Origin of the sequence: Curtobacterium sp. SP.BCo, assembly GCF_051903265.1 — a bacterium.
Lineage (GTDB): Bacteria > Actinomycetota > Actinomycetes > Actinomycetales > Microbacteriaceae > Curtobacterium.
The window spans coordinates 940,279-962,258 of the sequence record NZ_CP194337.1; the positions used below are offsets into that span (position 1 = coordinate 940,279).

At 72.6% G+C, this 21,980-nt stretch carries 22 protein-coding genes; 14 read left to right on the top strand and 8 right to left on the bottom strand.

Features of this window, described 5'->3' with window-relative positions; translation table 11 throughout:
- Window positions 1-59 precede the first annotated feature (59 nt).
- Complete coding sequence (locus ACRQ4B_RS04575; RefSeq protein WP_439693513.1) at window positions 60-569, bottom strand: MarR family winged helix-turn-helix transcriptional regulator; 510 nt, start codon at window positions 567-569, stop codon at window positions 60-62.
- Between the two features lie 129 nt (window positions 570-698).
- Window positions 699-1,256, bottom strand: coding sequence for an NADPH-dependent FMN reductase (locus ACRQ4B_RS04580; RefSeq protein ID WP_439693514.1), 558 nt, complete (start codon window positions 1,254-1,256; stop codon window positions 699-701).
- A gap of 90 nt (window positions 1,257-1,346) precedes the next feature.
- On the opposite strand from ACRQ4B_RS04580, the gene ACRQ4B_RS04585 reads away from it, so the two are divergent.
- The 7 genes from ACRQ4B_RS04585 (at window position 1,347) to ACRQ4B_RS04615 (ending at window position 9,387) form a co-directional block, all read left to right on the top strand.
- Window positions 1,347-2,984: a glycoside hydrolase family 13 protein gene (locus tag ACRQ4B_RS04585; RefSeq protein ID WP_439693515.1), complete on the top strand. Its 1,638-nt coding sequence runs from the start codon at window positions 1,347-1,349 to the stop codon at window positions 2,982-2,984.
- A 216-nt stretch (window positions 2,985-3,200) separates the two neighbouring features.
- Complete coding sequence (locus ACRQ4B_RS04590) at window positions 3,201-5,201, top strand: hypothetical protein (RefSeq protein WP_439693516.1); 2,001 nt, start codon at window positions 3,201-3,203, stop codon at window positions 5,199-5,201.
- A gap of 160 nt (window positions 5,202-5,361) precedes the next feature.
- Window positions 5,362-6,003 (top strand): DUF308 domain-containing protein, encoded by a 642-nt coding sequence (locus ACRQ4B_RS04595; protein ID WP_439693517.1) that lies wholly within the window; start codon window positions 5,362-5,364, stop codon window positions 6,001-6,003.
- Entirely contained in the window at window positions 6,000-6,263 is a 264-nt protein-coding gene (locus ACRQ4B_RS04600) for a hypothetical protein (RefSeq protein WP_439693518.1), read from the top strand. Before ACRQ4B_RS04595 ends, ACRQ4B_RS04600 begins: the two co-directional genes overlap by 4 nt.
- A gap of 55 nt (window positions 6,264-6,318) precedes the next feature.
- The gene (locus ACRQ4B_RS04605) at window positions 6,319-7,731 is read left to right on the top strand and encodes a DHA2 family efflux MFS transporter permease subunit (protein ID WP_439694350.1); all 1,413 of its coding nucleotides are present in this window, start codon (window positions 6,319-6,321) and stop codon (window positions 7,729-7,731) included.
- A 122-nt stretch (window positions 7,732-7,853) separates the two neighbouring features.
- Window positions 7,854-8,393, top strand: a complete 540-nt coding sequence (locus tag ACRQ4B_RS04610; RefSeq protein ID WP_439693519.1) for an RNA polymerase sigma factor — start codon at window positions 7,854-7,856, stop codon at window positions 8,391-8,393.
- On the top strand, window positions 8,383-9,387 hold the full coding sequence (locus ACRQ4B_RS04615) for a hypothetical protein (protein WP_439693520.1): 1,005 nt from the start codon (window positions 8,383-8,385) through the stop codon (window positions 9,385-9,387). The genes ACRQ4B_RS04610 and ACRQ4B_RS04615 overlap by 11 nt, the downstream gene beginning before the upstream one ends.
- 148 nt (window positions 9,388-9,535) lie before the next feature.
- On the opposite strand, the gene ACRQ4B_RS04620 is transcribed toward ACRQ4B_RS04615, so the two are convergent.
- On the bottom strand, window positions 9,536-10,417 hold the full coding sequence (locus ACRQ4B_RS04620; RefSeq protein ID WP_439693521.1) for a LysR family transcriptional regulator: 882 nt from the start codon (window positions 10,415-10,417) through the stop codon (window positions 9,536-9,538).
- Between the two features lie 78 nt (window positions 10,418-10,495).
- Between ACRQ4B_RS04620 and ACRQ4B_RS04625 the strand changes: the two genes are divergently transcribed.
- Together ACRQ4B_RS04625 and ACRQ4B_RS04630 are read left to right on the top strand one after the other, a co-directional pair.
- Window positions 10,496-11,752 (top strand): MFS transporter, encoded by a 1,257-nt coding sequence (locus tag ACRQ4B_RS04625; RefSeq protein ID WP_439693522.1) that lies wholly within the window; start codon window positions 10,496-10,498, stop codon window positions 11,750-11,752.
- Window positions 11,753-11,872: 120 nt separating this feature from the next.
- Complete coding sequence (locus tag ACRQ4B_RS04630) at window positions 11,873-12,484, top strand: hypothetical protein (RefSeq protein WP_439693523.1); 612 nt, start codon at window positions 11,873-11,875, stop codon at window positions 12,482-12,484.
- Between the two features lie 72 nt (window positions 12,485-12,556).
- On the opposite strand, the gene ACRQ4B_RS04635 is transcribed toward ACRQ4B_RS04630, so the two are convergent.
- The gene (locus ACRQ4B_RS04635; RefSeq protein WP_439693524.1) at window positions 12,557-13,465 is read right to left on the bottom strand and encodes a cation diffusion facilitator family transporter; all 909 of its coding nucleotides are present in this window, start codon (window positions 13,463-13,465) and stop codon (window positions 12,557-12,559) included.
- A 47-nt stretch (window positions 13,466-13,512) separates the two neighbouring features.
- Here ACRQ4B_RS04635 and ACRQ4B_RS04640 point away from each other — a divergent pair, with 47 nt between their 5' ends.
- Complete coding sequence (locus tag ACRQ4B_RS04640) at window positions 13,513-14,190, top strand: DUF4166 domain-containing protein (protein ID WP_439693525.1); 678 nt, start codon at window positions 13,513-13,515, stop codon at window positions 14,188-14,190.
- Window positions 14,190-15,164, top strand: a complete 975-nt coding sequence (locus tag ACRQ4B_RS04645) for an epimerase (RefSeq protein WP_439693526.1) — start codon at window positions 14,190-14,192, stop codon at window positions 15,162-15,164. Before ACRQ4B_RS04640 ends, ACRQ4B_RS04645 begins: the two co-directional genes overlap by 1 nt.
- Here the strand turns inward: ACRQ4B_RS04645 and ACRQ4B_RS04650 are convergent.
- Window positions 15,133-16,074: an EamA family transporter gene (locus ACRQ4B_RS04650; protein ID WP_439693527.1), complete on the bottom strand. Its 942-nt coding sequence runs from the start codon at window positions 16,072-16,074 to the stop codon at window positions 15,133-15,135. The two genes, ACRQ4B_RS04645 and ACRQ4B_RS04650, sit on opposite strands and share 32 nt — an antisense overlap.
- A 72-nt stretch (window positions 16,075-16,146) precedes the next feature.
- On the opposite strand from ACRQ4B_RS04650, the gene ACRQ4B_RS04655 reads away from it, so the two are divergent.
- A complete protein-coding gene (locus ACRQ4B_RS04655) occupies window positions 16,147-17,061 on the top strand; it encodes a LysR family transcriptional regulator (protein WP_439693528.1) in 915 nt (304 codons plus the stop codon).
- An 87-nt stretch (window positions 17,062-17,148) separates the two neighbouring features.
- Here the strand turns inward: ACRQ4B_RS04655 and purB are convergent, their stop codons facing one another.
- The 3 genes from purB to ACRQ4B_RS04670 form a co-directional block, all read right to left on the bottom strand.
- A complete protein-coding gene (purB, locus tag ACRQ4B_RS04660; RefSeq protein ID WP_439693529.1) occupies window positions 17,149-18,534 on the bottom strand; it encodes an adenylosuccinate lyase in 1,386 nt (461 codons plus the stop codon).
- Window positions 18,531-18,974 carry a low molecular weight protein-tyrosine-phosphatase gene (locus ACRQ4B_RS04665; protein ID WP_439694351.1) on the bottom strand — a complete coding sequence of 148 codons (444 nt, stop codon included), beginning with the start codon at window positions 18,972-18,974 and terminating at the stop codon, window positions 18,531-18,533. Before ACRQ4B_RS04665 ends, purB begins: the two co-directional genes overlap by 4 nt.
- 62 nt (window positions 18,975-19,036) lie before the next feature.
- Entirely contained in the window at window positions 19,037-19,435 is a 399-nt protein-coding gene (locus tag ACRQ4B_RS04670) for a phage holin family protein (protein ID WP_439693530.1), read from the bottom strand.
- Window positions 19,436-19,719: 284 nt separating this feature from the next.
- On the opposite strand from ACRQ4B_RS04670, the gene ACRQ4B_RS04675 reads away from it, so the two are divergent.
- Both ACRQ4B_RS04675 and ACRQ4B_RS04680 read left to right on the top strand, forming a co-directional pair.
- Window positions 19,720-20,799, top strand: coding sequence for a histidinol-phosphate transaminase (locus ACRQ4B_RS04675; protein WP_439693531.1), 1,080 nt, complete (start codon window positions 19,720-19,722; stop codon window positions 20,797-20,799).
- 23 nt (window positions 20,800-20,822) lie between these two features.
- Window positions 20,823-21,959 carry a thiamine pyrophosphate-dependent enzyme gene (locus tag ACRQ4B_RS04680; RefSeq protein ID WP_439693532.1) on the top strand — a complete coding sequence of 379 codons (1,137 nt, stop codon included), beginning with the start codon at window positions 20,823-20,825 and terminating at the stop codon, window positions 21,957-21,959.
- The last annotated feature ends 21 nt before the right edge of the window (window positions 21,960-21,980 follow it).

Genomic DNA, 21,980 nt, shown 5'->3' on the forward strand with positions numbered 1-21,980 from the left:
AGACCGGTCTACGCGGTACGGCATGGCGTCCGCTCAGAAGCGCGTCCCCCGTCCGCCGATCAGTGCGCGACGGGGTCGACCTGGTCGACGGCGGAGCGCATCTGCTCGAGGAAGACCGCGACGACCCGGGCGTCGTCGGGGGAGAGTCCCTCGGCGATGGCCATCATGCGGCGGTGCATCACGCCGAGGGTGGCGCGGACCTCGTCGTCGGTCTCGGTGGTGGGCGTGATCACGAGGGCGCGACGGTCGGTGGGGTGCGGGTCGCGTCGCACGTGGTTCGACTTCACGAGCCGGTCGATGAGGATCGTGGTGGACGCGGACGAGATCTTCAGGTACGCCGAGAGGTCCTTCGGCTTCACGGTCCGTCCGGCGCGCTGGGCCTGCAGCAGGAAGCGGACGGCGAGCAGGTCGGTCTCGCCCATGCCCATCGAATCGCGCGTCCGACGGCGCATGGCGGTCTCGGCGGCGCGGTACCGGCGGAGGGCGTTCAGCACGGTGACGCCGCGTTGGGTCGCATCGTCATCGGGGAACCAGTACCCGGACGCCTCCGTGATCTCCTGCGTGGACATGCGCTCAGGTTAGACCGTCTCGTTGCACGGTTGTCTAGCGAGTTCCCGGGAAGCGTCCGGTCGTACCCACGAGAGGACGGGAGGCCCGTGGCGGGATCGCCACGGGCCTCCCGTCCTGCAGGTGGCGCGTCAGGCGGCGACGCGCTCCGAGGACGCCTCGGCGAGGGCGGTCAGCGCGCCCTGGACGAGCTCGGTGACCTCGGCGTCCTCACGCGGGTGGGTCTCGGCGAACCGGACGACCGACTGCGGGATGGCGACCTTGACGTCCTCGAGCACGTTCGCACCGGCGATCCCCGCGACCTTCCGGGCGTCGTCGTGCGCCCACACGCCGCCGTACTGGCCGAACGCGGAACCGATCGCGGCGAGGGGCTTGCCGGAGATCGGCGAGGCGCCGAACGGGCGCGATGCCCAGTCGAGGGCGTTCTTCAGCACGGCCGGGATGGTGCCGTTGTACTCGGGCGTGACGAGGAGCACGGCGTCGGCGGCCTCGATGGCTGCGCGGAACGCGACGGCCGAGGCGGGCGGGGTGTCGCCGTCGATGTCCTCGTTGTAGAACGGCAGGTCGACGATGCCGTCGAAGGTGGTGACCTCGATGCCCTCCGGGGCGTGGTGCACGGCCGCCTCGGCGAGCTTGCGGTTGATGGAGTCGGCGCGGAGGCTGCCGACGAGGGCGAGGACGTTCGTCATGGGATCCCTGTTCGTTCTGGAGCGGAAAGGTGTCAGGGACAACCAAAGCATCCGACCCCGCAGGTATTCCCGTCTGTGTAGGTTGACGTCGTGAGCACGCTTCGGACGCCGGCCAGCACACCCCGCACGAGCGACCCGGACTGGTGGCGGAACGCCGTCGTCTACCAGGTCTACCCACGGAGCTTCGCCGACACCGACGGCGACGGGCTCGGTGACGTCGCCGGCATCACGAGTCGCGTGCCGTACCTGTCGTCGCTCGGCGTGGACGCGATCTGGCTGTCGCCGTTCTTCCCCTCGCCCCTGGCGGACGGCGGCTACGACGTCGCCGACTACCGGGCGGTCGATCCGCGCCTCGGCACCCTGGCGGACTTCGACGCCCTGGTCCGCGCAGCGCACGAGCACGACATCCGGGTCATCGTCGACGTCGTGCCGAACCACACGTCGTCCGAGCATCCGTGGTTCGAGGCAGCGCTGGGCGCCGCCCCGGGGTCGGCCGAGCGGGCGCGGTACGTGTTCCGGGACGGGGCGGGTGACGCGGGCGAGCTCCCGCCGAGCGACTGGGTGTCGAACTTCGGCGGCAGCGCCTGGACGCGAGTGCCGGACGGACAGTGGTACCTGCACCTGTTCGCGCCGGAGCAGCCCGACCTGGACTGGACCAACCCTTCGGTGCGTCAGGACTTCGAGGACACCCTGCGCTTCTGGTCCGACCGCGGCGTCGACGGGTTCCGCGTGGACGTCGCGCACGGGCTGGCGAAGGACCTGTCGACCCCGTACCGCCCGTCCGACGAGCACGCCCTGCCGCTCGACGGTTCGGACCCCCTCTACGACCGCGACGAGGTGCACACGATCTTCGAGTCCTGGCGGAGCGTGCTCGACGAGTACGACCCGCCCCGGGCCGCCGTCGCCGAGGCCTGGGCCCCCGCGCCCCGCAGGGTCCTCTACGCCCGACCCACGGAACTCGGGCAGGCGTTCAACTTCGACCTGCTCGAGGCGCCGTTCGACGCCGAGGCCTTCCGGACCACGATCGACCGCAACCTGGCGATGTCGGAGCAGTCCGGAGCGTCGAGCACCTGGGTGCTGTCGAACCACGACGTCGTCCGTCACGCCACCCGGTACGGCCTGCCGGAGGGCACGGACACCGACGCCTGGCTGATGACCGACGGCACGTCGCCGGCACTCGACCGGGCGCGCGGACTCCGGCGGGCCCGCGCGGCGACGCTGCTGATGCTCGCGCTGCCCGGTTCGTCGTACGTCTACCAGGGCGAGGAGCTCGGGCTCGAGGAGGCCGCCGCGATCCCGCACGACCAGCTGCAGGACCCGAAGTGGATCCGCACCGGGCACACCGTCAAGGGGCGGGACGGGTGCCGCGTGCCGATCCCGTGGACCACGTCGGGCCCCTCGTTCGGCTTCGGGTCGGTCGCTCCGCACCTGCCGCAGCCGGCCGACTTCGGGGCGTCCTCGGTCGAGGCCGAGTCGGACGACGAGTCCTCCACGCTCTCGCTGTACCGCGCCGCGCTCGCCGCTCGTCGTCGGCTGCAGCGTGGTGAAGACCTCGAATGGATCGACGCCGGCGCCGGTGTGGTCGCGTTCGGGCGGCACGACGGCTGGCGCTCGGTGACGAACTTCGGTACGGACCCGGTCCCGATGCCGGAGGGCTCCGTCGTCGTGGCGTCGGGGCCGCTGCCGGCGGGCGAGCTGCCGGGCGAGACGACGGTCTGGCTGGCCTGATCGGGCGGGTGCGCGCGGCCTGATCGGGCGGGTCTGCCTGGTCTGATCGATCGGGTCTGCGTGGTCTGATCGGGCTGGTCTGCGTGGTCTGATCGGGCGGGGCTGCGCGGCCTGATCGGACGCGGTCTTCCTCCACAGGGGTGCCTGGTGCGGCGGCCGTCCACAGATCGTCGGACGGCAGTCTGACGGGGAGTCCCCGGTCGCGACGATCGGGGCATGACGAACCCCAACACCCCAGGAGGCGGCCCGTCGGCCGCCCTGCCCGTCCCACGCCGTGGCCGGTTCCCACGCCCCCGTCGCGGGCGGCTCGCGCGGCGTGCGGCCGCCGTCGCCAGCGTCCTCACCGCGGCCGGCGTCCTCGCCGCGCCCGCTCTCGTGCCGTCGGCCTCCTCCGCCGGTGACCTCGCCTTCCCGTACACGAACGCCTTCGACACGGCGGCAGGTGGGACGCTCGACGGCGACGCCGTGGTCCGGGACGGACGACTCCGGTTGACCGACGCCGTCCGGAGCCAGGCCGGGGCGTGGTCGACGAACGACACGTTCCCGTCCGACCTCGGGCTCGAGATCGAGTTCGAGTACTCGATGTACAACGACCTCGGCGAGGTCGGGGCCGACGGGCTGCTCCTCTTCCTCGCCGACGGCGCGGCGCCGCAGGGGGTCGGAGCGTACGGTGCCGCGCTCGGGTACGCCTGCCGGTCGAGCATCACCGAGGGCGGCTCGCTGCCCTGCGACCTCCCCGGTGTGCCGGGCGGGTTCGCCGCGGTCGCGCTCGACCGGTACGGCAACTTCTCCCAGACGATCAACGCGTCGGGCCCGGGGCGGACGCCCGACACCGTCGTGGTGCGTGGTTCGGGCAACGACGTCACCGGGTACCGGTACGTCGACGGTGTCCGCGCTCCGGGCGGCGTCGAAACGGACTCCGGGCAGACCCGACGGGTGCGGGTCACGCTGCTGCCGGACAGCGACGGTCAGCTGTCCCTGACCGTCCGGTTGGAGCAGACCGGCACCATGCGGACCGTCCTCGACCGGGTACCGCTGCAGGGCGACGGTCAGACGCCGCTGCCGTCGACCCTCCGTCTCGGCTTCACCGCCGCGACGGGCCAGCACGTCGACGTGCACGAAGTCGACTCGCTCACGGTCTCGGTGCCGACGGACCTCGCCGTCGAGCACGACATGCCGCCGACCGTCCAGCCGGGCCGTGCGGTCGAGTACTCCGTCACGGCGCGCAACGTCGGGCCGAACCCGTCCGACCCCAGCCGGCTCGAGGTCGACGTGCCGGACGCGGTGGAGGACGTCACCTGGACCTGCTCGGCCCACGCCGGGTCCGCCTGCGGGACCGGATCGGGCACCGGTGACGTCGCTGCCGAGCTCGACCTGCCGCGCGACGGTCGTGCGACCGTGACGATCTCGGGTCGGGTGCCGGCCGAGGCCACCGGCACGCTCGAGAGCGTCGCCCGGATCACCCCCGCACCGTCACTCGCCGACACCGACGAGGACGACAACGTCTCGCGCGCCGCCGCGACCGTCGAGCCCGGGGCCGGTCCCGAAGCCCACGTCGAGACGGACAAGTCCGTGTCGCCCTCGACCGGTGTCGCGCCGGGCGACGAGGTCGAGTACCTCGTCACCGCGCGCAACCGCGGCCCGGGCACCGCTGCGGAGGTCGGCGCCGTGGACGAGCTGCCGCGGGCGATGCGGTTCGTCGGCTCGCCGGACGGGTGCACGGCGGCGGGCCGGGTCGTCACCTGCTCCTCGGGTCGGTCGCTCGAGCCCGGAGCGTCCGTGGCGTTCCGGATCCGGGCCCAGCTCGACCCCGGGTACGGCGGGGACGGATCCGACGTGGTGAACGTGGCGACGGCGACCTCGCCGACGGACCCGGACGGTGGGGACCCCTCGCCCGAGGTGCCGATCGGGGTCGTGCCGCCGGGCGACGACGGACCGGGCGATGACGGATCGGGCGACGACGGGCCGGGTGACGACGGGCCGGGCGACGGCGGGCCGGGCGACGCGGCGGGCGTCGACGACCGTTCCGGCCCGGAGCGGACCGGCGAGGGACGCGGCGGCGACCGCACCCGAGCGCTCGCCTACACGGGTGCCGAGGACCTCGGGCTCCTCGCGGCCGTGGCCGGCGTGGCACTGGGAGCGGGTGCCGCGTGCTGGTGGCTGGCCCGTCGTCGCGCTCGGCGGACCACCCCCGCGGCGGACGACACCGTGTCCTGAACGCGCGGGACGGACCCAGCCGTGCGCGGTTCCGGCCGTGCCCGGGGCGCCGGGGACGCTCGGGTTCGAGCATCCTCAGCGCCCCGGGCCGCCCGCGGTCGGTCGCCCGACGGTCCGGCGGTAGGATCGAACCACGATCCGCATGCCCGAAAGAGGTCTCGTGTCCGACTCCGTGGACGACTCCGGCCAGCGCGCGCGGTACTGGCCGATCCCCGTCCTCCGGGCCGTCCCAGCCGCGATCGTGGCCCTCGTCATCACCTTCTCGTCCAACCACGCCGCGGGCTACGGCCTGCTGCTGTTCGGCGGGTTCGCGGTCGTCGACGGACTGGTGCTGCTCGCGGCGGGCACGACCCGGCTCACGGCCGACGACCGGTCCCGGCGCACCACCACGGCGCAGGCGGTCCTCACGCTGGTCGCCGCGATCGCCGCCTTCGCGTGCAACGGCCTCGGCCTGCCGGCGTTCATCGCCGTCATCGTCGCCTGGGCCGTCCTGACCGGTGCGCTCGAGCTCACGCAGGGTCTCCGTGCCCGCCGCCGCTCGCCGTTCGCCCGGGACTGGACCACGATCGGCGGCCTCACGCTGCTGCTCGCCGTCGCCTTCCTGGTGACACCCCCCGACTACTCGCAACAGCTCGGCGGCGTCGAGCAGGTCACCGGCACCCTGGACGCCTCGATCGTCCTCGTCGGCCTGCTCGGCGCGTACCTCGCCGTCACGGCGGTCTTCCACGTGATCGCCGGACTCTCGCACAAGTGGGGAACGGCCGCTCCGGCTGCCGCCCCGGACGGAGCACCACACGCATGACCACCCCCAGCCGTCGCGACCGCCTGCGCCCGGTGGAGCTCCTCGGGATCTCCGCCATCGTCGCGGTCTTCACCGGGCTCGTCGTGCTGTTCTCGACGCGGGAACTCCAGCTCGCGGTGATCTTCCTCGGCATCGCGTTCATCGTGGTCGTGGTCGTCCTCGCCATGCTGCAGCTGGCGTCGTCGAGCGACCAGGACGACAACGACATGCTCGGCGGCCACAAGACCCCGGGCGAAGGAGACGGCGACGACTTCCACTGAGTCCCACGGCGCCCGCACGCTGCCGTCGCGGCGGCACTTCCAGGGCGACCCGGACCTGCCGCGGCGGTACCGGCACAAGTACCTGATCCTCGCGGTCTGCTGCATGAGCCTGTTCATCGTGTCGATGGACGCCACGGTCGTGAACGTCGCACTGCCGTCGATCGGTCGCGAGCTCGGCAGCACGATCTCCGGGCTGCAGTGGACGATCGACGCGTACACCCTCGTCCTCGCCAGCCTGCTGCTGCTCTCCGGCTCCACGGCCGACCGCATCGGCCGACGGACGACGTTCCAGATCGGGCTCGCGCTCTTCACGGTCGGGTCGCTGCTCTGCTCGGTCGCGCCGGGGGTGGGCTGGCTCGTGGTGTTCCGGATGGTCCAGGCGGTCGGCGGGTCGATGATGAACCCGGTGGCGATGTCGATCATCACTGCGACCTTTGACGACGCCAAGGAGCGCGCTCGCGCCGTCGGTGTCTGGGGCGCCGTGGTGGGCGTGTCGATGGGGCTCGGGCCGTTGGTCGGCGGTGCGCTGACGGACACCGTGGGCTGGCGCGCGATCTTCTGGATCAACGTGCCGATCGGTGTCGCCGCCGTCGTGCTCACCTTCCTGGTGGTCCCGGAGTCCAAGTCGCCGACCCCGCGCCGGCTCGACCCACTGGGCCAGGTGCTCGTGATCGTCCTGCTCGCGAGCCTCGTCGGCGGCCTGATCGAGGGGCCGCGGCTGGGGTGGACCTCGCCCGCAGCCCTCGGGCTGTTCGTCCTGGCCGCGGCGGCGCTGGTGGTCTTCGTCCGGGTCGAACGCCGTCGTGCCGAGCCGTTGGTCGACGTCCGGTTCTTCCGGAGCATCCCGTTCTCCTCCGCCGTCGTCACCGCGGTCGCGGCGTTCGGCGCGAACGGTGCGTTCCTGTTCCTCAACGCGCTGTACCTGCAGGAGGTCCGCGGCATGACGCCGTTCGAGGCCGGACTGTGGACCCTGCCGGCGGCCGTCGCCACCATGCTCGTGTCGCCGCTGTCCGGGCGCCTCGTCGGGTCGGTCGGCACGCGGATCCCGCTCGTCCTGGCCGGCATCGGGGTCGGGGGAGCGGGGGCGATCCTGACGACGATCGACGCCCGGACGCCGATGTGGGTGCTGGTCGTCGCGTTCGTGCTGTTCGGGTTCGGGTTCGGCATGGTGAACGCGCCGATCACGAACACCGCGGTCTCGGGCATGCCCCGCGCCCAGTCCGGGTCGGCCGCCGCCGTCGCCTCGACGAGCCGGCAGACCGGGGTGTCCCTCGGTGTCGCACTCGCCGGGACCGTGACTGGAGCCAGCGCGGTCGCGAGCGTCGGCGCCGGGTTCGCCGTCGCCACCCACGCGATGTGGTGGATCGTCGTGGGGATCGGCGTGGGGATCGTGGTCGTCGGCTTCGTGTCCTCCTCGGCGGCGGCGAGGCGGTCGATCGACGGGATCGCGCACCTGCTGGACGGCTGATCCGTCCCGGTGGAGCCGGTTCGACCGAACGCTGCGACACGCCCGGGACGACCGATCCGGCGTCGGGCTGTCAGCATCGCGCCCCCTGCCGACATCTCAGGGTGAAGGAGGTGGTGCGGGAGATGACGACCGACACCGACCCGGACGACGCGCTCGTCCGGGCGATCGCGCAGGGGGACACGGGCGCCCTCGCACGGGCGTTCGACCGGTACGCCGCGACGCTGACCCGGTACGCCTGGGCGATCGCGGCGGACCGCTCCGACGTCGAGGAGATCGTGCAGGACGCGTTCCTCACGCTCTGGCAGCGGGCCGGGACCCTCGAACTGCCCACGGACACGATGCTCCCGTGGCTGCTCGTGGTGTGCCGGAACCACGCCAGGAACGCCGTGCGGAAGCGTGACCGGCACCGGACGGACGAGCTCCCCGAGCACCTCCCGGCGCCGGAGGAGGCGACCGAGGCCGCCGAGACGCTGCGGTGGGTCCGCGCCGAGATCGCCGCGCTCCCGGAGACCGACCGCCGCATCTGCGAGCTCTGCCTGCTCGAGGGCCACTCCTACGCGGAAGCCGCCGCCCTGCTCGGACTGAGCACCGGGGCGGTCACCCAGCGGGTCTCCCGCAACCGACGACGACTGCAGAAGGCGGTGATGCACGATGAACACTGAACCTCCCGAGGGTGACGACCTGCAACGCATGCTCGTCGCGATGAAACGGAACGTCCTCGACCACGCCACCCCGCGGCCGAAGCGGCGCCGAGGCCGATCCGGGGTCGTGATCGCGGTGGTCGCGCTGCTCGCGCTGGGGACCGCGACCGGAGCCGTGGCCCTGTCGCTCACGCAGCAGGACCAGCCCGTCGCCGGACCCACGCGGTCCTCGGACCCGGAACCGGCGCCGACCACGACCACGTCCGGCTCCGCGCCGATCACGGCCACGCCGCGTCCGTCCAGCACCGCACCGGCGGTGGTGGCGACGGGCGACGCGACGATCCCGACCGCGTGCCGGGCGACGGTCCCGAGCGCCGACTACGGCCGGCTCTTCGGCGACCGCGAACCGGTGCAGCTCGCTGCGTCGACGGACGACGGGTCGGTCGACCCGCGGTGGGATGGCGGCCCGACGTCGTTGGCCTGCCAGTGGGGAGCCTCGGAGGGGCCGAGTCCCGGACTGTCGCTCGTCATCGGCACCGGCACGCAGGCGCAGTTGGCGACCGGGAAGTCCACGTTCTTCCAGGGGTGGCAGCCGACGTGTCAGACCTCGGGTGGGGCCGAGCGCTGCAGTGCGACCGACAGGAACGACGAGGGGACGGACCTCAGCCGGACGCGCTACCAGCGTGACGGCGTCTGGATCGAGGTCATCCAGGGGAACTTCCCGACGAACGGTCTGCTCGACGCCGTCATCGGACAGATCTGGGGGCCGGACACCTCGGTGGACGCGCACCGGTTCTCGGTCTGTGAAGCGGGAGCAGCTGCGTCCGGGGTGCGGTCGCTGCGACAGTCCGGTGGCTTGTTCCCGGAGCACCGCGGCGACCAGTTCCAGATCACCTACGCGGTCGCGGAGTTCACGGGCGGACAGGTCGATCCGTACGCGTACTTCGTCTGCGACCTCAGCGACGACGGTGCACAGGCCGAGTTCGTCGGGGGCGGGCTGATCGACTCGCACTGATCGAGCGGGTTGCCGGACGCCTCCCCGACGCGGTCGGGGAGGGATGGGGGGACCGACGGCCTGGAGGCGCGTGGCGGGGACACGCCGCGCCTCCAGTCCGTCGGTGCGGACCACCCCACGCACCACGCCCCACCCGGGGCGGCACAGGTCAGGCGATGCGCGCCGCGACGACGTCGCGGGCCAGCGCGCGGACCGCACGGTTCGGCTCCGGACTCGTCCGGGTCGCCAGTCCGATGCGGAGCGGCTCCACCTCGTCCTCGAGCTCGAGCACCACGCCGTCGTGTCGGACACCCGAGTCGGGGACCACTCCCACGCCGAGCCCCGCGGCGGCGAACCGGACGACCGCCGGCATGTCGTTCATCTCGGCGACGATGCGGCGCCGGATGCCGAGTCGCTCGAGCGCGTTGTCGAGGATGATCCGGTTGCCGAACCCGTGCGCGGTGTCGATGAAGGGCTCGTCGGCGAGGTCCGCAAGCGACACCGAGCCACGGTCGGCGAAGGGGTGGTCGGCGGCCAGGAACACCCGGAACGGCATCTCCCGCAGCGGTTCGACCGTGACCCCCGCCGGAACCGCCGGCAGTCCGGTGTAGGCGATGTCGAGCCGCCCGGCCACCAGGTCCTGCACGAGCCCGGTCGTCCCGGACGGCGAGGTCATGAGCTCGACGGCGACGAGCGGGTGCCGCTGCCGGAACCCTCGGAGCACCCCGGTCAGGTCGACGATGTCCATGCTCGTGAAGATGCCGAGCCGCACCCGCCCGCGGAGCTCGGCGTCGGAGACGGTCGCCAGGTCGCGCATCCGGTCGAGGGACTCGAGCACGGAGCGGGCGTGCGGGAGCAGGTCCTCGCCGGCGGTGGTGAGGACGAGCTGTCGGCCGGTGCGGTCGAACAGTCGGACGCCGAGGCTCCGTTCGAGTGAGGCGATGCCGGCGGACACGGTGGACTGCGCCGCCCAGAGGCGTTCGGCCGCCCGCGTGACGCTGCCCTCGGCGGCGACGGTGACGAACTGGTCGAGCAGGCGGGTCTCCATCATCCGAGTATCGACCCGATCGATGGGCGGCATCAAGATCATCCGTTGGACTCGATGCTCCGCGGGCGTGATCATCGGAGCATGGCAACCCTCACCGCATCGTCCAGCACCGCCGACCTTGTGGTCGACGCTCCCCGTGGCCGTCGGCCGCACACCCGCCGTCGGCACGGGTTCGGGTTCTGGGCGGTGGCCTTCGCGTTCCTCGCGGTGATGGCCTTCGCGACCGTCCCCGCTCCGCTCTACGTGATCTACCAGGCCCGGGACGGGTTCCCGACGTTCACGACGACCGTGGTGTTCGCGGCGTACGGCGTGGGCGTGGTGGGGTCGCTCTACCTGGCCGGGCACCTCAGCGACGTGCACGGTCGCCGGCCGCTCATCCTGGTGTCCGTCGCGCTCGAGCTCGTGGCCGCGGTGCTGTTCCTGCTCTGGAACGACGTCAGCGGGCTCATCGTCGCGCGCCTGGTGACCGGCATCGGCGTCGGGCTGCTGACGGCCACCGCGACCGCGCACCTCGGCGAGCTGCGGGTCCGGGCGACCGGGTCCTCGTCGTCGGCCGCGGGAGCGGGGGTCGTCGCCGGCGTCGTCAACCTCGGCGGACTGTCCCTCGGCGCCCTCGTGGGTGGTGCGCTGGCCGAGTTCGTCGGGCAGCCGCTGATGGTGCCGTACGTCGTGTTCGTGGTGGCCCTCGCCGCGGCGTTCGTCGTGGTGCTGGCCGTGCCGGAGACCGTCGACCGGCCTGCGTCGCCGGTCGCCTACCGGCCGCAGCGGCTGCAGGCACCCGAGGGCAAGGGCGCCGCGTTCTGGGCTGCCGGCACCGCCGCGTTCGCCGCGCTCGCCGTGCAGGGGCTCTTCACCTCGGTCGCGCCGACGTTCCTCGGGACGACCTTCCACGTCACCGACCGCCTCGCTGCAGGGGCGACGACCTTCGGGGTGTTCGCCGCGAGCGCGGTCTCGCAGATCGTCTTCGCCCGGTTGTCGCAGCGCACGCAGATCCGGCTCGGCATGGTGCTGCTCGTCGGTGGGCTCGTCGTCCTCGGCGCAGCGGCGGTGGTCCTGCAGGTCGCCGGGTTCATCGGTGGCGGCGTGGTGGCCGGTGCGGGTGTCGGGCTGCTGTTCCGTGCCGCGATCGGCAGCGCCGGCGCGCTCGTGGAGCCGTCCCGTCGCGGGGGCGTCCTCGCCGCGACGTTCCTCATCGCCTACGCGGGGTTGACCGTCCCGGTGGTGGCCGTCGGTGCCGCGCTCCTCGTGCTGCCGACGCTGCCGGTGCTGCTCGGGTACGTCGTGCTCGTGATCGTGCTGGCCGTCGTCGCGGGGTCCCGCCTGGCCGCGCGCGCCTGACGGGCGGGGCCCTTCGTGAGCAGGAACGGTCGGGTCCGAGCGACGGACCCGACCGTTCCTGCTCACCGAGCCGCGGGGCACGGGCCCGGAGGCGCGACACCCGTCCGGCATACTGGGCGCGTGTCCCCGAAGCGCAACCGTTCCGTCATCGCGGGCGTCGCCGCCGTCCTGGCGGCCGGCCTCGTCGCCGGCGGGGTCGCCCTCACGGCACAGCGCGGCGCCGACGACCCGGTGATCGGCGGCGCGGGCGTCACCGTCACCCCGAGCGCGACCGCCGGTGACGGCACGGCGACCGACGGCACCGTCACGATCACCCGGACCGGCCCGGACCTGCCGGGCAGCGACGTCCTCGACCGCTGCGACACGAGCAGCCGGCAGACCGTCGCGCAGTACGACACCGCCGCACTCGGCGCCGTCGTGCTGCAGTGCGGCAACTCCGGGCAGGGCTACGAGCACATCCGCGTCCGGCACACCCAGGACTGGACGGACGTCGTCGCCGGCCGAGGCTCGCGCGACTGGGACGACGCGATGCTCACCGCCGTGCAGACCGTGCTGGAGACACCGCGGACCGGGTACCCGCAGGACGCCGGCGACGGCAAGGTCTGCTACGCCGCTCCCGTGCAGTTCGACGACGGGTCGCGGCCGGCCGCTGAGCCCTTCGTCAAGGTGATCGTCTCGTCCACCACGGACCGCGTCATCACGGCGTACCCTACCCGCGACGACGGCTGCTGACCCCGTCCGACAAGACCGATGTCGTACGACGTCGACGGTGTCGTTCCGAGTCCGCCCCGCCGGCCCCGCTCCCTACGCGTGCACCTCGTGCTCGTGCCGGCGGTGCGACGCGGGCTCGAGCTGGAACGTCGAGTGCTCCACCGGGACGTCGAAGTGCTCCGCCACGCACTGCTGCAGCTCGTCGAGGATCCGCGGGGCGTGCGCCGTCGAGAAGCACTCGTCGTCGACCACCACGTGCGCGGTGAGGTTCGGGACCCCGGTCGCCACGAGCGTCGCGTGCAGGTCGTGCACGGCGATGACGTGGTCGAGTTCGAGGATGTGCCCCCGGACGGCGTCGAGGTCGAGCCCCGGCGGCGTCGACTCGAGCAGGACGTCGGCGGTCTCGCGCAGCAGCCGGATCGCCCGGGGCAGGATGAGCAGTCCGATGAGGATCGCCGCGACGGAGTCCGCCCGCTCCCACCCGGTCAGCATGAGCACGATCGCGGCCGCGATCACGGCGACCGATCCGAGCGTGTCGTTGAGGACCTCGAGCCGGGCCGCCCGCGAGGTGAAGCCCTCGCCGGAGGCGCGCAGCAGCACCGCGTACGCCACCAGGTTGCCGACGAGGCCGATGATCCCGAAGACGAGCAGCGGACCGGAGTGGATCTCGGCCGGCACGAACAGCCGCTGGATCGCGGAGATGATCACGTAGACGCCGACGGCGAGGAGGACCGCCGCCTGCGCCGTGGCCCCGAGGACCTCGGCACGCTGGAAGCCCCACGTGCGCTGCGCCGTCGGGCTGCGCCGAGCGAGCCGGGTGGCGACGAGCCCGATGCCGAGCCCGCCGGTGTCGACGACCATGTGGCCCGCGTCGACGAGCAGCGCCAGGGACCCGGTGACGACCGCGCCGACCACCTCGGCCAGCAGGATCCCCGCCGAGATGCAGAACGCGATGAGCAGGGCGCGCTCGGACGCGTGTCCGTGCCCGTGGTCGTGTCCCATGGGCAACATCGTAGGGATCCCCACCGACGACGTGCCAGGATCGGGGCGTGACCCGGTCGCCGTACCAGCTGAGCACGCCGCCGGACGTCCTCGCCCGCCTGCACCCGCGGCTGCGGACGTACTTCGGTCCGATCCCGCCCGGCCACGTCGGCCGCGGCGAGGGCGTCTTCGACGTGGTCGGCACGCCCCGACGCTGGCTCTGGCCGCTCCTGGTGTGGTTCGCCCGCGACGCCGTGATGTTCCCGGTCTGGGAGCGGGACGTCCCCTTCACGGTCGAGAACCGTCCGGCCCGCGTCCGGCGCGGAGCACGAGCGGGCCTGGAGGAACGGACCGCCGTCCGCGCGCGCCGCACCTTCCGCTTCCGCTCCGGCACCCGCACGATGGTCGACGCCATCACCGCCGAACCCGAGGGGCTCGTCGACCACCTGGGTCGCCGCGGCCGTGTCAGCGCCCTGCTCCGGGCGGAGGTCGACCCGCTCGGACCGGACGCGGGCGCCCTGCGCCTGGTCTCCACGCGCGTGACGCTCCGTGCGCTGGGACGCGGGTGGCGCCTGCCGGCCCCGATCGCGCCGCGTGTGACGCTCTCAGAACGATTCGATGACGAAGCCGACGTGCAGCGCGTGTCCCTGGTGCTCTCGGCGCCGGTGGTCGGCACGCTGTACCGGTACGAGGGGGCGTTCCGGTACGCGGTCGTGCCCGATGCGGATCCAGGAGGGGGACGCTGATGGTGGAGCAACAACGGGTCGTGGTCGCGGGAGCGAGCGGCTTCGTCGGACGGTACCTCCAGGAGGCGTTCCGCGACGAGGGGTACCAGGTCGTGACGGTCGGCCGTACCGGGGACGCCGTCTGGGGCAACACCCTGCGGATCCGCGAACTCGTCGACGGCGCGGCCCTCGTCGTGAACATGGCGGGCAAGAGCGTGAACTGCCGGTACGGGCGGCGGAACCGCGCGGAGATCATCCGCTCCCGGGTCGACACCACGCTCGAACTCGCCGAGGCGATCCGCACGAGCGAGCACCCGCCGCCCCTGTGGGTGAACGCGTCCACGGCGACGATCTACCGGCACGCCGACGACCGCCCGCAGGACGAGGCCACGGGCGAGCTCGGCGAGGGCTTCTCCGTCTCGGTGGCGAAGGCGTGGGAGGACGCCCTGTTCGCGGCGGACCTGCCCGGCACCCGCCGCGTGGCCCTGCGCATGGCGATCGTCTTCGGCGACGGCAGCGCGCTCGTCCCGTTGCTCCGGCTGGCCCAGGCCGGCCTCGGTGGCCCGCAGTACGACGGCCCGTGGTTCCCGACGCGCGCCCGGCTCCGTGCCGGGACGTACCACCACGACCGGCACACCCACGGTCGGCAGCGGTTCAGCTGGGTGCACATCGCGGACGTCCTCGGGGCGATCCGGTTCGTGCGCGACCACGAGGACATCGACGGCGCGGTGAACGTGTCCAGCCCGAACCCGTCGGACAACCGCACCGTGATGGCCACCATCCGGGACGCCGTCGGCCGCCGGTTCGGGGTGCCGACCTGGCGGTGGATGCTCGAGCTCGGGTCGTTCGCGATCCGCACCGAGACCGAACTCGTACTGAAGAGCCGGTGGGTGGTGCCGACGCGCCTGGTCGAGGCCGGGTACGAGTTCCACTACCCGCACCTGCGCGGCGCGCTCGCCGGGATCATCGCCGAGCGTCGCCAGCACCGGGGCTGAGCACCGGAACCGGGACACCCGCGGTGCTCACCGGCAACGCCCGAGGTCGGGCTGCGCGGGACGACCAGAGCACGGCTGCGACGACGACGACGCCGGCGGCGATCTCCACCACGTCCGGGACCTCGCCGAACGCCGCCCACGACGCGAGCACGCCCACCACGGGCACGAGCATCGAGAACGGTGCGACGGTGCTCGACGGGTAGGTCGCCATCAGCCGTGACCAGATGCCGTAGCCGACGAGGGTGGCGACGAGCACGATGTAGAGCAGCCCGAGGTCGGCGGGCAGCGCCTCCGCGGTGAAGGCCGTCCCGAGGGCGGTCCCGATGCGTGCCGGTCCCTCGACGACGAACGACAGGACGGCCATCGGGACCGGCGGCACGATCGACCACCACAGGGTCAGGTGCAGCGGGTTCGACGCACCCGCGCGCCGGGTCGCGACGTTGCCGATCGCCCAGCCGAGCGCCCCGCAGAGCGCGAGCACGACGGGCAGGAGCGCCGCCGCCTGGGCCCGGTGCACGGCGATCGCGGCGAGGGCGCAGACGGCGATCGTCACGCCGATGACCTGGCGTCCGGTGAGCCGCTCCCGGAGGAACACCCCCGCCAGCACGACCGTGAACGGCGCCGAGGCCTGCAGCACGAGCGAGGCGAGTCCGGAGGGCATGCCGGACGCCATGCTCAGGTAGAGGAACGCGAACTGCAGGACCCCGAGCCCGGCGCCGACGAGCAGCAGCCGTCCGAACGGGATCCGCGGCCGCGGCACGAGCAGCACCGTCGGCACGGCGAGCAGCGTGAACCGGAGCGCCGCGAGCAGGAACGGCGGGAAGTGCTCGAGCGCGAGGGCCGTGGCGGGGAAGTTGAGCCCCCAGACCACGGCGACCACGACGGCGAGGAGACGGTCACGAGTGCGCACGGACCGATCGTGACGCAGCCGGACCGTGCAGCACCAGCGAAGAGTTCCGTACGCACGTTGTAGTGTCCCTGCATGGTCGACTTCGACGTGCAGCTCCTCGCCGTCCTGCGCGAGCTCGACGAACGGGGGAGCGTCACCGCCGTCGCCGAGGCCACCCACCGCACGCCGAGCGCGGTGTCGCAGCAGCTCCGGACCCTGCAGCGCCAGGTCGGCGTCGCCCTCGTCGAGCGGGTCGGGCGCGGCGTCCGGCTCACTGACGACGGCCGGGTCCTCGCCGGGTTGGCGAGCGGGGTCGCGACGGCGATCGCCACGGTGGACGCCGCGTGGCGCGAGCACCTCGGCGGAGCCTCCGGCCGGGTCGACCTCGCCGTGTTCCCGAGCGCCGCCGAACTCCTGCTCCCCGGGCTGCTCACCCGGATGCGCGCCCACCCCGGCATCGAACTCGTGCTGGTCGACGTGGACGTCAGCGAGGACGAGTTCGGCCCGCTCGCCGCCGACCACGACGTGGTGATCGGGCACCGGCCGGACGGGGCCCCGCCGGCCGGGCGGGAAGCGCTCGAGACCGTGCCGCTGCTCCGGGAGCCCCTCGACGTCGCGCTCCCGCTCGGCCACCGCCTGGCGTCACGGGCACGGGTCGGCATCGACGACGTCGTCGGCGAGGACTGGATCGGTGTCCCGGTGGGCTACCCGATCGACCGGGTCCTCACCGCGATGGCGGCCGCGACGGACACCCCGCCGAGCGTCGGCTTCCGTACGGTCCACCTGCCGGTGATCGAGAACCTCGTGGTCGCCGGGCACGGCGTCGCGCTCGTGCCCCGGTACACCTCGGGGACGCGCGCGCCGGGGCGGTTTCACCTTGCAGAACTCGCCGACGTCCGCGCCGGGCGGCGCATCGAGGCACTGGTCCGGCCGGACCGTGCGGTCCGTCCCGCCGTCCGCACCGTCCTGGAGGCGCTGGTCGCCGAGGCCCTGGACGTCACCGCCTGAGGTGGTGCGGCCTGGAGGCGGGGTCGCGCCGCGCCTCCAGGCCGTCGGGGGTGCAGCACCGCCGCGTCCTGCGCGACCCGCGCGGTGTCAGACGTCGAGGTGGTCGACGAGCTCGTCGGCCAGCCCCGTGTAGGTCGCCGGCGTCAGGTTCGTCAGCCGCGCCTTCGCGCCGGACGAGATGTCCAGGCCGTTCACGAACGCGACGAGCTCCGCCTGTCCGATGCGCTTGCCGCGGGTGAGCTCCTTGAGCATCGCGTACGGGTCCTCGATGTTCGACTGCCCGGCGGTGACCTCGGCGCGGATGACCGTCTGGATGGCCTCGGCGAGCACCTCCCAGTTGTGGTCGAGGTCCTCGGCGAGGCGGGTCTCGTTCACGGCGATCTCGCTCAGGCCGCGGCGGAGGTTGTCGAGCGCGAGCAGCGAGTGCCCGAACGCGACGCCGATGTTCCGCTGCGTGGTCGAGTCGGTCAGGTCGCGCTGCAGGCGGCTCGTGACGAGGGTCTCGGACAGCGTCGAGAACAGCGCCGACGAGATCTCGAGGTTTGCCTCGGCGTTCTCGAACCGGATCGGGTTGATCTTGTGCGGCATCGTCGACGACCCCGTGGCACCCGCCACCGGGATCTGCGTGAAGTACCCCATCGAGATGTAGGTCCACACGTCGGTCGCGAGGTTGTGCAGGATCCGGTTCGCGTGCCGCACCCGGTCGTAGAGCTCGGCCTGCCAGTCGTGCGACTCGATCTGCGTGGTGAGCGGGTTCCAGGTGAGCCCGAGGCCCTCGACGAACTCGCGCGACAGCGCCGGCCAGTCGGCCTCGGGGTCGGCGGCGAGGTGTGCCGAGAAGGTGCCGGTCGCACCGGAGAACTTGCCGAGGTACTCGCCGCCCTCGATCTGCGCGAGGACGCGCTCGAGTCGGTACACGACCACCGCGAGCTCCTTGCCGAGCGTCGTCGGGGTGGCCGGCTGTCCGTGCGTGTGCGAGAGCATCGGGACGCTCTTCAGTTCCTCCGCCATGGCACGGAGCGCGACGAGCACGGCGCGGTAGGCGGGCAGCCACACCTGGTCCACGGTGTCGCGCACGGTGATGGCGTAGGAGAGGTTGTTGACGTCCTCGCTGGTCGCGGCGAAGTGCGTCAGCTCGGCGATCGCGTCGAGCCCGAGTTCGGACAGGCGTCGGCGGACGAAGTACTCGACGGCCTTGACGTCGTGCCGCGTCGTCGCCTCGATCTCCGCGAGCTCGGCGATCTGCTCCTGCCCGAAGGTCGACACGACCGCGCGGAGCGCCGCCTTGTCGTCGACGCTGAGCGGCGAGGTGGTGAACATCGCGTGGTCGGTCAGGAAGATGAGCCACTCGACCTCGACCACGATGCGCGCGCGGTTGAGGCCGGCCTCGGAGAGGTGCTCGCCCACCGTGTGCACGATCGGGTAGTAGCGCCCGTCGAGCGGGCTGATCGGCTGCGGGGGAAGGGGGGTCATGGGGCTCCCTGACGGACTGCCGGCTCGAGTTGGCGGAAGAGCGCCCGGCAGGCCCGTTCGACGGTCGAGAGCACTCGGTCGAACTCGTGCCGGTCCGCGTAGTACGGATCCGGTACGTCGGTCTGCTGGGGCCAGGCGTCGTCGTACCGCAACAGGAGCGTCACCTTCGCGGCGTCGTCCATGGTCGGTGCCCACGAGCGCAGGATGCGTTCGTGGGAGCGGTCGAGTGCGACCACCAGGTCGAGGTCCGGGAACCGGTCCGGGTCGAACTGACGGGCGCGATGCCTGCTGCCATCGTATCCGCGTGCGGCGAGGGCCGCGATCGTGCGCTCGTCGGCGGGTTCGCCGACGTGCCAGTCGCCGGTGCCGGCGGACTCGACGACGAACCGGTCGGACATGCCGGCCTCGGCCGCGAGCTGGGCGAACACGATGCCGGCCATGGGGGAGCGGCAGATGTTGCCGCTGCAGACGAACGAGACCCGGAACGGGGCTCCGGGTCCGGTCACGCGCGCTGGCGGTTGAGCACCGGGCGCGCGAACAGCCCGATCAGCCAGGCGAAGACCGCGAGCACGAACGCGCCGACGATGCCCCAGCCGAAGGACTCGACGTTCAGTCCGAAGCCGAACGCGTCCGAGATCCCGGCGACGATGAGCAGCAGGATCGCGTTCACCACGAAGGAGATGAGCCCGAGGGTCAGGATGTAGATCGGGAACGCCACGATCCGGATGAGCGTGCCGATGATCGCGTTGACGAGGCCGAACACGAAGGCCACGAGCAGGTAGGTCAGCACGGTGGCCGTGGTGCCCCCGTCGCCGAAGGCGGTGACCGAGACGCCGCTCACGATGAGCGTGGTGAGCCAGAGCGCGACGGCGTTGACGACGAGGCGGACGAGGAATCGCATGCACCCATGATGCCCTCCGCCACCCGCGGACGGGCCGATGACCTGATCCGGTGACTGACGAGCGCGTGCACATCCGTCACCGGGACGGGCGCTGCATCGCCGTTCTCCCCGCCGGGTGACCTGATCCGGTGAGTGACGAGCGCGTGCACATCCGTCACCGGGATGGGCGCTGCATCGCCGTTCTCCCCGCCGGGTAACCTGATCCGGTGACTGACGAGCGCGTGCACATCCGTCACCGGGATGGGCGCTGCATCGCCGTTCTCCCCGCCGGGTAACCTGATCCGGTGACTGACGAGCGCGTGCACATCCGTCCCGAGATCTCCGTCCTCCCCGCCTACAAGCAGGGTCGCCAGGCCGCGGCGGACGCCTTCAAGCTGTCCAGCAACGAGAACCCGTTCCCGCCGCTGCCCGGCGTCGTCGAGGCCGTGCAGGCGCAGACCGCGTTCAACCGGTACCCCGACGCCACCGCCGTCGCCGTCCGCGCCGTGCTCGCGAACCGGTTCGGGCTGACCGTCGATGAGGTCCACGTCGCCCCGGGCAGCGTCGCGATCCTGCACGAGCTCGCGAAGGCGACGTCCGGCGCCGGCGACGAGGTCGTCTACGCCTGGCGTTCGTTCGAGGCGTACCCGGGTGTCGTCACGGTCGCCGGGGCCACGAGCGTCCAGGTGCCGAACCGCGCCGACGGTGGGCACGACCTCGACGCGATGGCCGCCGCCGTCACCGAGCGCACCCGCATGGTGATCGTCTGCTCCCCGAACAACCCGACCGGCCCGGCCGTCACGGGCGCCGAGTTCGAGGCGTTCATGGCCCGGGTGCCGTCCACCGTGCTGGTCGTCCTCGACGAGGCCTACGCCGAGTTCGTGACCGAGCCGACCGCGGTCCGGGGCGCCCCGCTGCTCGAGCGGTACCCGAACCTCGTCGTCCTCCGCACCTTCTCGAAGGCGTACGGGCTCGCTGGGCTGCGCGTCGGGTACGCCCTCGGCCCGGCCTACGTGCTCGACGCCGTCCGCGCCTGCGCCATCCCGCTGTCGGTCACCGCGCAGGGCCAGGCCGCGGCGCTCGCCAGCCTCGAGCGCGAGTCCGAGCTGCTGGCGCGGGTGTCCGAGATCGCGGCGCTGCGCGACCGCATCGTGACGTCGCTCCGCGAGCAGGGCTGGGACGTGCCGGACGCCCAGGGCAACTTCGTGTGGCTGCCGACCGGCGAGCTGACCGGGCACGCGGCGGAGCGCTTCGAGCAGGCCGGCATCATCGTCCGCGCCTTCGGGAACGAGGGCATCCGCGTCTCCATCGGCGAGCACGAGGCTGTGGGAACGCTCCTCGAAACAGCACGCTCGCTTGTGGGGGACCTCCAGGCGGCCCGGTAGTCGCTGCCGCTACGCTGGCCCGCATGTCATTCCGCGCCGCGGCCCCCGCGACGACCACCATCCGGCTCCTCGACACCGAGGGCCGGTTCGTGGAGACCGACGAGAACGCCGAGTTCGCCGCCGCTGCGCGGGCGATCCCGGACGAGACCCTGCTGGCGATGCACCGCCGCATGGTCCTCACCCGTCGGTTCGACCACGCCGGTCACAACCTCCAGCGCACCGGGCAGCTCGGCCTCTGGGTGCCGAGCCACGGGCAGGAAGCCGCGCAGACCGGCTCCGTGTTCGCCCTCCGCGCCCAGGACCACGTGTTCCCCTCGTACCGCGAGCACGCCGTCACGATGCACCGCGGCGTCGAGCCGATGGAGATCATCGCGATGTACCGCGGACAGACGCACGGCGGCTGGGACCCGGACGAGCGCGGCAACACCCACATCTCCACGCTGGTGATCGGCTCGCAGACGCTGCACGCCACCGGCTACGCACTCGGCCAGAAGCTCGACGGCGACGTCGGCACGGGCGACCCGGACCGCGACGCATGCTCCATCGTGTACTTCGGTGACGGCGCGACCAGCCAGGGCGACGTGAACGAGGCGTTCGTGTTCTCCGCGTCGACGAAGGCGCCCGTCGTCTTCTTCCTGCAGAACAACCACTGGGCGATCTCGGTCCCGGTGTCGGTGCAGTCGCCGACCCCGCTCGTCGACCGGCCCCGTGGCTTCGGCATCCCGAGCGTCCTGATCGACGGCAACGACATCCTGGCGTCGTACACGGCCTCCGTCGTCGCCACCGACCACGCCCGCAGCGGTCAGGGTCCGGCGTTCATCGAGGCCGACACGTACCGCATCGGTGCGCACACCAGCTCGGACGACCCGAGCCGGTACCGCGGCGACGACGAGCTGTCCGCGTGGGTCGAGCGCGACCCGATCACCCGCTCGGCCGCCTACCTGCGCAGCAAGGGTGTCACCGACGAGCAGCTCGCCGCGTTCGACGAGGAGGGCGAGGACATCGCCGCCGACGTCCGGCGTCGCACGGTCGCGCTGACGCCGCCGTCGGTGGACGTCATGTTCGACAACGTGTACCGCGAGCCGCACCCGCTGATCGCCGAGCAGAAGGCCTGGCTCGAACGCTACGAGGCCGGCTACGAAGGGGGCGCCCACGCATGAGCACCACCGAGCAGCTCTTCG